This is a genomic window from Clostridiales bacterium (assembly GCA_017569285.1).
Classification (GTDB): domain Bacteria; phylum Bacillota; class Clostridia; order Christensenellales; family Aristaeellaceae; genus Aristaeella.
The window spans coordinates 701,016-714,194 of record CP069419.1 but is presented as its reverse complement, the minus strand read 5'-3'; the positions used below and the strand labels follow the sequence as shown (position 1 = coordinate 714,194).

The following is a 13,179-nucleotide window of genomic DNA, read 5'->3' as shown; positions in this document are numbered from 1 at the left end:
TGCCCGGCGCGGCGCCGGGCGGGGATCTCCTCCTGATTCTTTTCACAGGGAGGGGCAGTATGCGGAAGATCCGGATCGTCGAAGGACGGAACGGCAGGCTGTGGCCGGAGGTGCTGCAGGCAGCGGCAGAAGGACGCCGGGAAGGACGCCCGGTTGTTCTGTATGTGCCGGAACAGCTGACGCTGCAGGCGGAACGCGGCCTGATTACGGGCCTGCATCTGCCCGGACTGCTGGATATGGACGTCATCAGCCCCAAAAAGCTGCGCAGGCAGGTGCAGGAAACCGCCGGCACCGGGGACCTGCGGCCCCTGGATGCTTTCGGCCGGTCGATGGCCATTCATCGGGCGATGACCGAGCAGGCGGATGAGCTGGTATATTACCGGGGCACCGGTGATATGCCGGGTGCTGTCAGCCGGGTGCAGGAGGCACTGGACGAGCTGCAGGAAAGCGGCATGACCGGGGAGGAACTGGCCCGGTACGCAGAGGAAAAGGCAAAGGGCGCGGAAAAGGCCAGGCTGGAAGACCTGTGCCGGATCCGGAAGGCATACGGGGAACTGGCGGCGGAACGCTTTGAGGACGAGAAAACCGCGTGGACCCGGATGGTGAACCAGATGGAACATTACCGCCTGTGGAGCGGGAATGAGGTGCTGGTATACGGATTTGACAGCATTCGTCCGGACCTGCGGGAACTGCTGGTGAGCGTCAGCGCACAGGCAGCGCGGGTGACGGTGTTCCTGATGATGGACGGAAAGGAAGCGCCGGACGGCCGGGTGTTCGACGAACAGCGGCGGAGCGTGGACGCCCTGGAGCGGGCGCTGAAGGAAGCCGGCGGGGAAACGGAACGGATCCGGACTGAACGGCAGCGGGACGGACAGGCGGAAGCACTCCGGTGGCTGGACCGTTACCTGTTTGCGGATGAAGAACATCCGTGGGACGGGGATACCGGCCGGGCCATCACGCTGTATGCTGCTGCCGGACCGGCGGAGGAAGCGGCGGACGCTGCCGAAACGCTGCTGGAATGGCACCGGGAGGGAATCGAGTGGCACCGGATGGCGGTGGCGCTTCCGGCAGGGACCGGATCTGCCAGTATCCTCCTGGCCCGGCTGAAACTGAGCGGAATTCCGTTCTTCTGCACGGAAAAGACCCCGGCAGCCTCCCACGGCGTATGCCGGATGCTGCTGGGTGCGATGCGGTGCCTGAGCGACGGATACCAGACGGATACCGTGATGGATGTGGCGCAGAGCGGTTTCAGCACGCTGGCGGATGAGGAAGCCTGGCGGCTGGAGAATTACGCGGCGGCCCACGGAATCAGCCGGAACCAGTGGCAGGGGCCGTTTACCCGGGGCGAAGACGCCGTGGAGGCGGAAATGCTGCGGAACCGCCTGATCCGGCCGCTGGAAGCGCTGCGGGAGGAACTGAAAAAAGCCCGGACCGCAGCGGAATCCGTGGAAGCGGTGGTCCACTTCCTGGAGGCGGAGAACGTATGGAACCGGCTGAAGGAACGCGAGGAGCGGCTGCTTGCGCGGGGAATGTACCGCGAAGCGGTGGTGGACCGGCAGGTGTGGCAGATGCTGATGGAACTGCTGGACCAGCTGTGGGCACTGCTGGGACAGCGGCGGGCATCGATCCGGGATATGCGGGGTCTCCTGGAGACCGCGCTGGAAAGCGCAACGGTGGCGGTGCTGCCGGAGCATGAGAACGGCGTGGAGATCGGCGAGGTCGGCCACATGCTGGCGGGCAACGTGGACGCGCTGATCCTGACCGGCGTACAGGAAGGCATTATGGCGGCACCGGCCAGCGGATGGCTGACAGACCGGGAACGCGCCGACATGGAAAGCGCAACCGGCCGGGAAATCGGCGCGAGCCGGGAGCGGCGGAGCATGATCCGCCGGTGCGATTATTACCGGACCCTGTCGCTGCCGGAAAAACGGCTGAGGATTACGCGCAGCCTGCGGGATGAGAAAGGCACCGTGCGGCCGGAGGACGGCCTGATTGGCATGGTGCGGCGGCTGTTCCCCTCACTGAAGGAGGAGGGCAGCGCGATGGACGGCGGGATCGGTCCCTGCCCGGAAAGCCGGGAAGCGGCAGCGGAAGAGGCTGGCATGTTCCTCGGTGCGGTGCGGGAAGGCGAAAACGTACCGGACCGTACCAGATGGGAGCAGGCACTGGTCAGCCTGCTGCATGATGAAACCTACGGGCGGACCGTATCCGGCATGATCCGGAATGCCCGGGACGAACGGGGCGGGCAGACCATTGAACCGGAAACGGCCCGGCGGCTGTTCATTACAGACCAGATGTCCATCAGCCGGCTGGAAGGATACGCGGCATGCCCGTACCGGCACTTCATCGAATACGGGCTGCGGCCTGCACAGCGGGAAACGTTTGACTTTGAAGCCAGTGACGCCGGAACGTTCTTCCATGCGGCACTGGACCGGTATATGCAGACTGCGGGAATAACGCTGGGATGGCCGGATATCAGCCATGAGGATGCGGACCGGATAATGGACCGGATCTGCGACGCGCTGACGGCGGAATGGTCGGAGGGTCCCCTGAAGGAGGATGCCCTCGGTATCTGGCAGGGAGAAAGCTACCAGCGCCGGGTGCACCATGCGGCATGGGCCCTGACGCGGTTTGCCGCCAACAGCAGTTTCCGGACCATCGCAACGGAGCGGAGCTTCGGAACGGGGGACGGCTCACTGCCCCCGCTGATGCTGCCGATGAAGGACGGGAGCCGTGTAGCGGTCCGCGGAACCATTGACCGGATTGATACCTACGAAAACGGCGAGGGAATCTGGCTGCGGGTGGTGGACAACAAGAGCCGCGAGAAGAAGCCGGATCCGGAACGGATGGCGACCGGCGAACAGCTGCAGCTGATGATTTACCTGAAGGCAGCGACGGATGCCTATCCCGGATCCAGGCCGGCAGGCGCTATGTTCTTCCCGGTGACGGACAAGGAGACCGGCACAACGGAGACGAATCCGGCTGCGGTGGAAGAGGAACGGCTGAAAAATGTGCGGATGAAGGGAATGGTGACCGCGGACCCGGATGTGGTGGCCGCCATGGACCGGGATATCCGGCCGTATTCCATCGACAAGGTGTTCAACAATGACGGTTCGGTGGCCAAAGGCATCTGGTGGGCGATGGACGAATCCGCCATGCGGGAGATGATGAACGCCGCAGTGGAAAAAGCCGCGGAACTGTGCGGGGATATCCGGGAGGGCCGTGTGGAGGCCGAACCCCGGGGAAGCGGTGACGATACTGCGTGCCGGTACTGTGATTACCGGACGGTGTGCCACGCGCGCAGGGGCGATGAACGCCCGCGGGACAACGAGTGAGGCATACAGACGGAACGGCGGGAAAAACACGTTGCGCAAAGAAAGAAAATAGCGTATAATGACCGCAGAGAAAAACCCATAAAAGGAGGCGTATCCCCATGATACAGGTAATCGCAGGCAAGAAGGGCTCCGGCAAAACGAAGCGGCTGATTGACCTGACCAATACCACGGCCCGGGAAGCGGTACACGATGTCGTTTTCCTGGATGATGACAATCGCTATATGTTCGACGTGGACCACAAGGTCCGTTTTATCAACGCCGAAGATTATCATATTCACAATGCTGATATGTTTATCGGCTTCCTGTGCGGCATGCTCTCGTCCAATTTTGATATCGGCACCGTGTTCATCGATGCTTTTCTGAACCTGTGCCATACCGACCTGAAGGACACGGAGCCCGTTGTGAAGACCCTGGCTGAGCTGGGCAGCAAGCACGACGTTGATTTCGTGCTGAGCCTGAGCGCGGATCCGGCGGACGTGCCGGAGTTCCTGAAGGCCTATCTGATCTGACGAATACCGCATAAACCCGATCCCGAAAGAGGCGGCGGTATCACGCACGCCTCTTTTTTGCAGAGAGGATGGTTGATTCCATGTCATTCTTTTCCACCCGCGGCGAAAACTGCGTTACGGCGAGCCAGGCAATCCTGCAGGGTATCGCGCCGGACGGCGGGTTGTATGTGCCGGCCATGTTTCCGCCGGTGAGCCTTAGCAAGATTTCCGAGATGACGGATATGGACTATATCAGCCGCGCGGTCAACGTGCTGAAGCTCTTCCTGGAGGATTTCACCATTCCGGAGATCGAACAGGCCGTGAAAGCCGCCTACGGCGGGGATCGCTTCAATGATCCTGCGGTCGCGCCGCTGAAAAAGCTGGACGGCAGCACCTGGGTGATGGAGCTTTTCCACGGGCCGACGCTGGCGTTCAAGGATATGGCGCTGCAGCTGCTGCCGCACCTGATTCGCCTGTCCGCCCGGAAGAACCATGAAGACCGGGAAATCTGCATCCTGGTGGCAACCAGCGGAGATACCGGCAAAGCGGCGCTGGAAGGATTCCGGGATGTGGAGGGAACCAGCTGCATCACGTTCTATCCGCTGGACGGTGTGAGCGACGTGCAGCGGCTGCAGATGGTGACCACCGGTGGCAGCAACACGCGGGTGATCGCTGTCCGGGGCAATTTTGACGACGCCCAGACCGGTGTGAAGGAACTGTTCGGTTCCGCGGATTTCGCGGAAAAGATGGCCGAAAAGGGGAAAGTCCTTTCCTCCGCCAACAGCATTAACCTGGGCCGGCTGGTACCGCAGGTGGTTTATTACTTCTCCGCCTACGCGGACCTGATCCGCCGGGGGGGAATCGTGGTCGGTGATCCGGTGAACTTCTGCGTGCCGACGGGCAACTTCGGCAACATCCTGGCCGGCTATTACGCCCGGTGCATGGGACTGCCGGTGAACCAGCTGATCTGCGCCAGCAACCGCAACAACGTACTGACGGACTTCTTCGGCACGGGCATCTATTCCACCCACCGCACGTTCTTCAAAACGCTGAGCCCGAGTATGGACATCCTGGTTTCCTCCAACCTCGAGCGCCTGCTGTATGAAGCGGCGGACCGGAACGGCGACCTGATCCGCGTATGGATGAAGCAGCTGAAGGAATCCGGCAGCTATTCCGTAGGCGAACAGCGCCGCGACTGGCTGGGGAACGTCTTCCGGGGCGGTTATGCCGACAACAAGGATACCGTGGCGGAGATCAGCCGCCGGTATACGCATGACGGATACCTGATGGATCCGCATACGGCAGTGGCCGGACATGTGCTGCGCAAATACCGGGAGGAGACCAGTGACGACACCCCGACCGTGATTGTGGGTACGGCCAGCCCGTACAAGTTCGCAGCGGATGTGCTGGAAGCGATCGGCGGCGAAAAAACGGAAGATCCGTTTGCTGCCAGCGAGGAGCTGGAGAAGCGGACCGGTATTCCGATGCCGGAGCAGGTGCGCCGGCTGAAGGAGCTTCCGGTACGCCATACAGCGGTGTGCGACCGGGACAAAATGGCGGAAGCGATCCTCGGCGAATAAACCGAATGAAACCAATGGCAGGGCGGATTTTCGTCCTGTCATTTTTTTCTTTTCAAAACGGCCCGGATATGTTAAAATACACGGTAGGTGTGTTCGCGTGCGGGCATGCCGGAAAGGCGAGGTTTAAATGGCTGCAACAGACAGACTGCTGGATCTGCTCCACCTGGGGCCCAAAACGGCCGTTGTGGTGCACGATCCGTCCAATATGTTCTACCTGACGGAGGGGTACTCCGGGGAAGGCCTGGTTTACATCTCAGCGGAACGCCGGGTGATTGTCACAGATTTCCGCTATACCGAACAGGCAGAACGGCAGGCACCGGGATTTGAGGTCATGATGACCGACAAGGACCGGCGGGCCACCCAGATTGTGGCGGAACTGGTTCACTCCGCCGGGATCACGGAGGTAAGGGCGGAAACCAATTACCTCTCTGTGGACCGCTACGAGGCGCTGCACGCCGCGGTGGGAGAGGAAGTTTCCTTCGTTCCGCTGAACCAGGCACCCCAGAAGCTGCGCCAGGTGAAAACCCCGGCGGAAGTGGTGGCGATCCGCAAGGCATGCGACATCACATCGGAAGCGTTCAGCGCAATTCTGCCGAAGATCCGCGAGGGAATGACCGAGAAGGAACTGCAGGTGGAACTGGACTTTACAATGTTCCGCCTGGGCGCTGAAGAACTGGCGTTCAGCACGATCATTGCCTCCGGTGAGAACGGCAGCCTGCCGCACGCGATTCCCGGTGACCGGACGATCCGTGCGGGAGACATGATCACAATGGACTTCGGCGCGAAGGTCGGCCACTACTGCGCGGATATGACGCGGACCGTGGCGTTTGGAAAACCGTCCGACGAGATGAAAAAGATCTATGAGACGGTACTGCGGGCCCAGTCCATGTGCGAAGACGCGCTGGCAGCCGGCAAGGTCTGCTCCGATATCGACAAGCTCGCGCGGGACTACATTGACGCGCGGGGATACGCCGGAAGGTTCGGCCACGGGCTGGGCCATTCGGTCGGAATCGACATCCACGAGGAGCCGCGCCTGAGCACCGCCTGCAGCGACGTGCTGAAGGCCGGGGTGGTCATCACGGTGGAGCCCGGTATCTACATTCCGGGACTCGGCGGCGTGCGGATTGAGAACACATGCCTGGTAAAGGAAAACGGCTGCGTACCGCTGACGACGGCGGATAAGCATCTGATCATCCTGTAACATAAAGGGAAAGAACGAATATTAAAACGGAGGGAAAGAGCGAATGATTACAGCGGGAGATTTCAAAAAGGGCATCACCATTGAGTGGGACGGCGGCGTATGGAACATCGTGGACTTCCAGCACGTGAAGCCCGGCAAGGGAGCGGCTTTTGTCCGCACCAAGATCAAGAACGTCATGACCGGCGCCGTGGTGGAGCGCAGCTTCAACCCCACGGACAAAATGCCCAAGGCCATGATCGAGACCAAGGAAATGCAGTACGTATACAACGACGGCGACCTGTACTACTTCATGGACGTTGAAACCTACGAGCAGCTGCCCCTGAGCAAGGACCAGGTGGAAGACGCCATTCCCTTCGTGAAGGAAGGCACCAACGTGACCGTCCGCTTCTTCAAGGGCAGCGCCTTCTCCGTGGAAGCGCCGAACTTCGTTGTGCTTGAGGTGACGGACACCGAGCCCGGCTTCGCCGGCGACACCGCCTCCAACACCTATAAGCCCGCCACGCTGGAGACCGGCTTCAGCCTGCAGGTGCCGCTGTTCATCAACACCGGCGACAAGATCCAGATCGACACCCGGTCCGGTGAATACCTGAAGCGCGCCTGAGCAACCGACACCCGATACGGAGGAAACGAACCATGAGCAAGCTGACAGACAGAATCAGTTACCTGCAGGGACTTGCGGAAGGAATGAAGCTGAATCCCGAGAAGGATTCCAACCGGCTGATCCTGGAGATTCTGGACGTGCTGGGCGAGGTGGGGGATTCCTTTGAAGCCCTGGCAGAATCCCACGGCGAACTGAGCGATTACGTGGAGAGCATCGACGAGGATCTGGCGGACCTGGAAGCGGACCTGTACGACGACGAGAACGAAGACCTGGCCGAAGAAGAGGACGGGGAATTCGGGGAAGGCTTCATCGAGTATGAATGCCCCCACTGCGGCGCAACTGTGCAGATCGACGCGGACGACGTGGATTTCGACGAGGAATGCCTGTGCCCGGAATGCGGGAAAGAGCTTTTCCCGGAGCTCCCGGATGACGCGGAAGAAGAGCAGGACAACGAAGGCGAAGATTAACTGACTGAACAAAGCAAAAGAGCGGAAGCGATGCTTCCGCTCTTTTCCTGCTTCCGGGAGAATTACTTCAGGCTGTTGATCATATCATAGCTGCCGAGCATGACGAGGGTGGTATTTTCATCCAGCTCTGCGTCGATATCCGGCGGGATGCACAGGTCATCCCCCTGCCGCAGGGCGATGACGTTGGCATTGTATTTCCGGCGGAGGTCCAGGTTCCGGATGCATTTTCCGATCCAGGCTTCCGGCGGGGCCATTTCCACGATTCCGTATTCGTCCGAAATCTCAATATATTCCATGATGCCGGCGGAGGTGAGGCCCAGGGACAGCTTGTCCGCCATTTCCCGCTCGGGGATAATAACGCGGGTGGCGCCGAGCTTTTCCAGGATTTCCCGGTAGGTGTCATCATGGGCCTTGCACAGGATGTACGGCACACCCAGGGACTTGAGGTTCATGGTGATCAGGGCGGAAGCCGCCAGGTCCGATCCGACGGCCACGACTGCCCGGTCGAAATTGCCGGCGCCGAGCTTTTTCAGCACATCCACATCCTTGGCGTCCGCCGCGACCGCCCGGGTGACCCGGTCCGCGATCTTGTCGACCAGCGCTTCATCCGTGTCGATCGCGAGCACATCCTCGCCGCATTCATAGAGCTTGACGGCCATTTCCGCGCCGAAGCGGCCCAGGCCAATGACAATGTAGGACTTCATTTGCTAAAACTCCTTCCGTCACCCGATCAGCAGATCGGTATGGGCATAGGTATATTTCTCGCCGGCCGGTTTCTTCTTCAGGAAGCCGACGCTGAGCGTCAGTACGCCGACCCGGCCGAAGTACATAAAGATGATGATCATGATCCGTGCCGGCAGGCTCAGGCGGGGAGTTCCCCCGGCGGACAGGCCGACGGTCGCGAGCGCCGATACGGTTTCAAACAGGCCGTCCCCGAAATCCACCTCAGAGGTGGCACAGATCACGGTGGCGCCGATAAAGCTGAGCGTGATCATGAGGATAAAGATCGTGATGGCGTTCAGCACATGATCGTCCGAAATGGTCCGGTGGAAAACGCTGACGGTGTACCGCCCGCGCATCCGGTTCCACAGGAACATCAGCAGGACCACGAACGTAACGGTTTTCAGGCCGCCCGCGGTGGAACCGGAGGAACCGCCGATCAGCATCAGGAAGATGGAGACCGCTTTTCCGGCAGGAGTCAGCAGGGACTGGTCCAGCCCGGCAAACCCGGCGGTACGGAGCGTCATGGACTGGAAGAAGGCGGCCAGCAGCTTCTCCCCGAGGGGCAGGGGACCAAGGGTGGCCGGATTGTTCCACTCCAGCAGGCAGACAGAAAGCATGCCGCCGAGGAGAAGGACACCGGTGGTGACCAGGACCAGGCGGGTATATACATTCCAGCGGCGGGGATTCTTCTCCCGCAGCACATCATCCCAGACGAGGAAACCGAGCCCGCCGAGGATCACAAGCGCGGCGGCGGTAACGCAGATGACCGGATCGGTATGCACCTGCATGAAGCTGACGCCGGGTTCCCGGAAACCCAGGATATCAAAGCCGGCGTTGCAGAAAGCGGATATCGAATGGAAAACGCCCAGCTTCAGCGCCTGGACGAACGGATAATCCACCGAAAAGCGCGCGGTCAGGATGGCGGCACCGATGCCCTCCACGGCAAAGGCGCGGGCCAGCAGGCGGCGCTGGTGGCCGACGATGTTGCTCATGCTGCTGGATCCGATGGCTTCCGCCATGACCATCTGCTCCCGCATGCCGATCTTCCGGCGGAGCGTCATGTAGGCCAGGGAAGCCGCGGACATAAAGCCGAGGCCGCCGACCTGGATCATCAGCAGGATCACCAGCTGGCCGAAGAGGCTCCACTGGGTCCAGGTATCACGCAGCACAAGGCCGGTTACGCAGGTGGCGGACGTGGCGGTGAACAGGGAGGTCATGATCCCTGCGGAACGGCCGGAACGGGAAGCAGCCGGGAGGTTCAGCAGCAGCGTGCCCACCAGGATAATGCCCAGGAAGGCAAACGCCATGATCCGGCTGATGCTGACAGCACGGCGGTGCTTCCACTGCTTTTTCGGGCGACGGGTCTGCTTTCCTGTGGCCATTGTTTTCCCTTCCTTCCGGGAAAACAGTATACACTATACCGGCCCGCGGAATCAAGCGGGCTTGAAATCCCCGGCCGGGATGGAATATAATATCCGGGACGTTATATAACCGGAAAGAAACAGGGCGCGGAAGCCGCAGGAGGTTTCCCGGCTGCCCGGAAGGATGGACCGGAAACATGGAAGCAAGACCGATTCTGTGGATGATTATCCCTTGCTATAACGAAGAAAAGGTGCTGCCGCTGACAGCACCCGTGTTTACCCAGAAGCTGACCCAGCTGGCAGACAGCGGCCGGATCAGCCGGAACAGCCGGGTATTGTTTGTGAACGACGGATCCTCTGACCGGACCTGGGAGATTATCCGGGAGCTGGCGAAGACGGACGAGCGCTGCATCGGCATCAGCCAGAGCCGGAACCGGGGACACCAGAACGCGGTGCTGGCCGGGCTGATGGAAGCGAAGGACCGCTGTGATATCACAATATCCATCGACTGCGACGGGCAGGATGATATCAATGCGATGGACGAGATGGTGGATCAGTACCTGGCCGGGTATGAGGTGGTTTACGGCGTCCGTTCCAAGCGGGATACCGACACATGGTTCAAGCGGGTGACCGCCGAGGGATTCTACAAGCTGATGACGACCATGGGGGCCGAGGTGGTGTTCAACCACGCGGATTACCGGCTGATCTCCGCCCGCGTACTCGCGGAATTCGCGGACTTTGAGGAAGTGAACATCTTCCTGCGCGGCATGGTGCCGCTGGTCGGGTTCCCGTCCACGAAGGTGTACTACGAGCGGTCGGCCCGGCTGGCCGGCGAAAGCCATTACCCCCTGCGGAAGATGATCGCGCTGGCCTTCAACGGAATTACCAGCCTGTCCGTGAAACCGATCACCCTGATCACCGGGGCGGGCCTGATTTTCAGCGTGATCGGCCTGATCCTGATGGTCTGGGCGGTGATCCAGGCGGCCACCGGGAATGCTGTGGCCGGCTGGGCCTCCACCATCTGCATTATCTGCCTGCTGGGCGGCATCCAGCTGATTAGCCTGGGTGTGATCGGACAGTATATCGGGAAGACCTATATGGAAACCAAACACCGGCCCCGGTACATCATTTCCGAGCGTACCTGGGAAGCTTCCGGACGGCGGTGGATTGAGCAGGCGGCCGCAGGGCAGAACAGCGGAAGCCGGCGGGGAAGGAAAGCTTCATCCCCTGAAGAAACAGAGAATAAACAATAAACAAACAATTTGCAGATGCAGCACCCGGTGCAATCCGGCCAAAAAGGTTGCCGGAATGTGCCGGGAGCTGTTTCTTTTGTACTTGCTTTTTGCGGTTCATTCGCATATAATTAATTTCGAGTTTGTATATCCATAATGAGTGTCTGTTTATCCATCAATGCTTTTCGGAGTATCACCGAAGGGAGATAAAAAGATGAAAAGAAAGCTGCAGAGGATTGTGTCTGTCGTGTGCGCATTTGCGCTGATGATCGGCTGCGGAGTCTGCTCTTCCATGGCGGAGGGCACGGACAACGTAACCCGGTACATCACCGTGGAGTGGGCGGATGAGGACAATTACGATAACCTGCGGAAAGACGTATCGGTGTCGCTCGGCGGGCAGGCTGTTGTCCTGAACGTCGCGAACAGCTGGACAGGCGAGGCTTCCGCCCCGGCCGGCAGCGAATGGGAAATCCCCGATGTTGCCGGATATGTCAAGTCTTCCTCTGGTAAGGATATCACCGTGGTCACGTATACCCACGCGGTGAAGAAGACCGTCGCGGCCGCGGCGGTCACCTGGAACGACAATGAAAACGCTGCCGCAGTGCGGCCGACCTCCGTGCAGGTGCGCCTGCTGGCGGACGGGAAGCCCTTCGGCGCGGAGAAGACCGCGAACGCCGGCAACGGCTGGAAAGTCACCTGGGAAAACCTTCCTGTGACGAAGAAGGGCGAAACGAACGCGATTGCCTATTCCGTGGAGGAAACCATTCCTGACGGATATACCGCGTCGGTTTCCGGACTGACGATTGTGAACACCCTGCAGACCGGGACCCTGTCCCTGCAGGCGGCGGTTTCCGGTGCCCCGGCGGGTGCGGACGTCAGCGGACTGAAGCTGACGGTGACCGGCCCCGACCCGAAAATGCCGGTGACCCTGACCTACGGACAGATCTCCGGCGGCACCTACAGCTTCGGCAGCGTCCTGCCCGGCGCCTATGTGGTGCAGGAAGAGAACGCCGATTCCCTGGTGGAAGGCTATGAGATGGATCCCGCGAACAGCCGTGTCGGTGATGCCGTACTGGTGAAGAGCGGGGAGTCCGCAACGCTTTCCTTCCGCTATGCCTACCGTGAGCCGGTGGCCGCGGAACCGAACGAGGATCCGATGGCTTCCACGGGCGCGCTGAGCTTTGAAATCAACGGACCAGACCCCCGGATGCCGATGACGGTGACCTACAGCCAGTTTACGGGCGGCCAGTATACCCTGGACAACCTGGTTCCCGGCACCTATTACGTAGTGGAACGGAATGCCGAAAACCTGGTGCAGGCCTATACCCTGACCAGCGACAGCGTGACCGGCATGAGCATTACGGTCGGCACCGGAACGGCGGCTGCCGTCCTGTTCAACCGCTACACACCCACCCCGACCCCGGAACCGGAAATCGAAATCATTGACATCCCGGTGACCAAGACCTGGAACGATAACAACAACAAGGACGGCAACCGCCCGCAGTCCATCACGGTGAGGCTGTATGCGGACGGCTCAGAGGTCGATTCCGCGGTGATGACCGCGAACGGCGGCTGGGTGGCTACCTTTGCGGAAAAGCCCCGCTACTACGCGGACGGCAACGAGATCCGGTACACCGTGAACGAGGATCCGGTCGAATGGTATACCGCTGAGGTGAACGGATACAACATCACGAACAACTATACACCGGAAACAACCACCGCCACGGTGAGCAAGGTCTGGAATGACGGAAACAACTTCCAGCGGATCCGGCCGAAATCCCTGGCGATGATCCTGCAGCCGGTCGGCACGGTTTATGTGCTGGATGAAACCAACGGATGGACGTTTACAGCGACTGGACTGCCAGTGAAGATCAACGGAGAACCGGTGGAGTATTCCTGGAAAGAACAGGAATCGGTCGGTTATGTCCTCGAGAACACGCAGATCAACGGAAATGCGACCGTTTTCACCAACCGGATCACACGGATTCCCGAACCCCCGAACGGCGGCAAGAAGCCGACTGTTCCGGGCGGCAATTTCGCCTACTTTGAAGAATACGACACCGCACTGGGTATCAACACGATCATCAACCACGTGGGCGACTGCTTCGACTGATTCCCGGAGAAGAACCGGCTGGATTCCAGAAGATGTTTCTTTTTTCCGACGCAATATATTAGAAAGGGTCTGATTAAC

At 60.3% G+C, this 13,179-nt stretch carries 10 protein-coding genes; 8 read left to right on the top strand and 2 right to left on the bottom strand.

What is annotated here, in order from left to right; translation table 11 throughout:
- Positions 1-59 precede the first annotated feature (59 nt).
- From JNO48_03095 to JNO48_03070, 6 genes are all read left to right on the top strand, one after another.
- A complete protein-coding gene (locus tag JNO48_03095) occupies positions 60-3,335 on the top strand; it encodes a PD-(D/E)XK nuclease family protein (protein ID QTE68912.1) in 3,276 nt (1,091 codons plus the stop codon).
- A 98-nt stretch (positions 3,336-3,433) separates the two neighbouring features.
- On the top strand, positions 3,434-3,844 hold the full coding sequence (locus tag JNO48_03090) for a twitching motility protein PilT (GenBank protein QTE68911.1): 411 nt from the start codon (positions 3,434-3,436) through the stop codon (positions 3,842-3,844).
- Between the two features lie 80 nt (positions 3,845-3,924).
- A complete protein-coding gene (locus JNO48_03085) occupies positions 3,925-5,403 on the top strand; it encodes a threonine synthase (GenBank protein QTE68910.1) in 1,479 nt (492 codons plus the stop codon).
- A gap of 127 nt (positions 5,404-5,530) precedes the next feature.
- The gene (locus tag JNO48_03080; GenBank protein QTE68909.1) at positions 5,531-6,604 is read left to right on the top strand and encodes an aminopeptidase P family protein; all 1,074 of its coding nucleotides are present in this window, start codon (positions 5,531-5,533) and stop codon (positions 6,602-6,604) included.
- A gap of 43 nt (positions 6,605-6,647) precedes the next feature.
- On the top strand, positions 6,648-7,205 hold the full coding sequence (gene efp, locus JNO48_03075; GenBank protein QTE68908.1) for an elongation factor P: 558 nt from the start codon (positions 6,648-6,650) through the stop codon (positions 7,203-7,205).
- Positions 7,206-7,237: 32 nt separating this feature from the next.
- Positions 7,238-7,672: a hypothetical protein gene (locus JNO48_03070; GenBank protein ID QTE68907.1), complete on the top strand. Its 435-nt coding sequence runs from the start codon at positions 7,238-7,240 to the stop codon at positions 7,670-7,672.
- Between the two features lie 62 nt (positions 7,673-7,734).
- On the opposite strand, the gene JNO48_03065 is transcribed toward JNO48_03070, so the two are convergent.
- Together JNO48_03065 and JNO48_03060 are read right to left on the bottom strand one after the other, a co-directional pair.
- A complete protein-coding gene (locus tag JNO48_03065; GenBank protein QTE68906.1) occupies positions 7,735-8,376 on the bottom strand; it encodes a TrkA family potassium uptake protein in 642 nt (213 codons plus the stop codon).
- A gap of 18 nt (positions 8,377-8,394) precedes the next feature.
- Positions 8,395-9,777, bottom strand: coding sequence for a potassium uptake protein, TrkH family (locus JNO48_03060; GenBank protein ID QTE68905.1), 1,383 nt, complete (start codon positions 9,775-9,777; stop codon positions 8,395-8,397).
- A gap of 176 nt (positions 9,778-9,953) precedes the next feature.
- On the opposite strand from JNO48_03060, the gene JNO48_03055 reads away from it, so the two are divergent.
- Positions 9,954-11,009: a glycosyltransferase family 2 protein gene (locus JNO48_03055; protein QTE68904.1), complete on the top strand. Its 1,056-nt coding sequence runs from the start codon at positions 9,954-9,956 to the stop codon at positions 11,007-11,009.
- Positions 11,010-11,202: 193 nt separating this feature from the next.
- Positions 11,203-13,101 (top strand): Cna B-type domain-containing protein, encoded by a 1,899-nt coding sequence (locus JNO48_03050; protein QTE68903.1) that lies wholly within the window; start codon positions 11,203-11,205, stop codon positions 13,099-13,101.
- Positions 13,102-13,179: the final 78 nt, after the last annotated feature.

What these genes read in the sequence shown, in the direction of transcription:
- JNO48_03090 (QTE68911.1), top strand. Translation starts at nt 3,434, where the DNA reads ATGATACAGGTAATCGCAGGCAAGAAGGGCTCCGGCAAAACGAAGCGG.
- JNO48_03055 (QTE68904.1), top strand. Translation starts at nt 9,954, where the DNA reads ATGGAAGCAAGACCGATTCTGTGGATGATTATCCCTTGCTATAACGAA.
- JNO48_03060 (QTE68905.1), bottom strand. Translation starts at nt 9,777, where the DNA reads ATGGCCACAGGAAAGCAGACCCGTCGCCCGAAAAAGCAGTGGAAGCAC.
- JNO48_03085 (QTE68910.1), top strand. Translation starts at nt 3,925, where the DNA reads ATGTCATTCTTTTCCACCCGCGGCGAAAACTGCGTTACGGCGAGCCAG.
- JNO48_03065 (QTE68906.1), bottom strand. Translation starts at nt 8,376, where the DNA reads ATGAAGTCCTACATTGTCATTGGCCTGGGCCGCTTCGGCGCGGAAATG.
- JNO48_03050 (QTE68903.1), top strand. Translation starts at nt 11,203, where the DNA reads ATGAAAAGAAAGCTGCAGAGGATTGTGTCTGTCGTGTGCGCATTTGCG.
- JNO48_03080 (QTE68909.1), top strand. Translation starts at nt 5,531, where the DNA reads ATGGCTGCAACAGACAGACTGCTGGATCTGCTCCACCTGGGGCCCAAA.
- JNO48_03070 (QTE68907.1), top strand. Translation starts at nt 7,238, where the DNA reads ATGAGCAAGCTGACAGACAGAATCAGTTACCTGCAGGGACTTGCGGAA.
- JNO48_03095 (QTE68912.1), top strand. Translation starts at nt 60, where the DNA reads ATGCGGAAGATCCGGATCGTCGAAGGACGGAACGGCAGGCTGTGGCCG.
- efp (QTE68908.1), top strand. Translation starts at nt 6,648, where the DNA reads ATGATTACAGCGGGAGATTTCAAAAAGGGCATCACCATTGAGTGGGAC.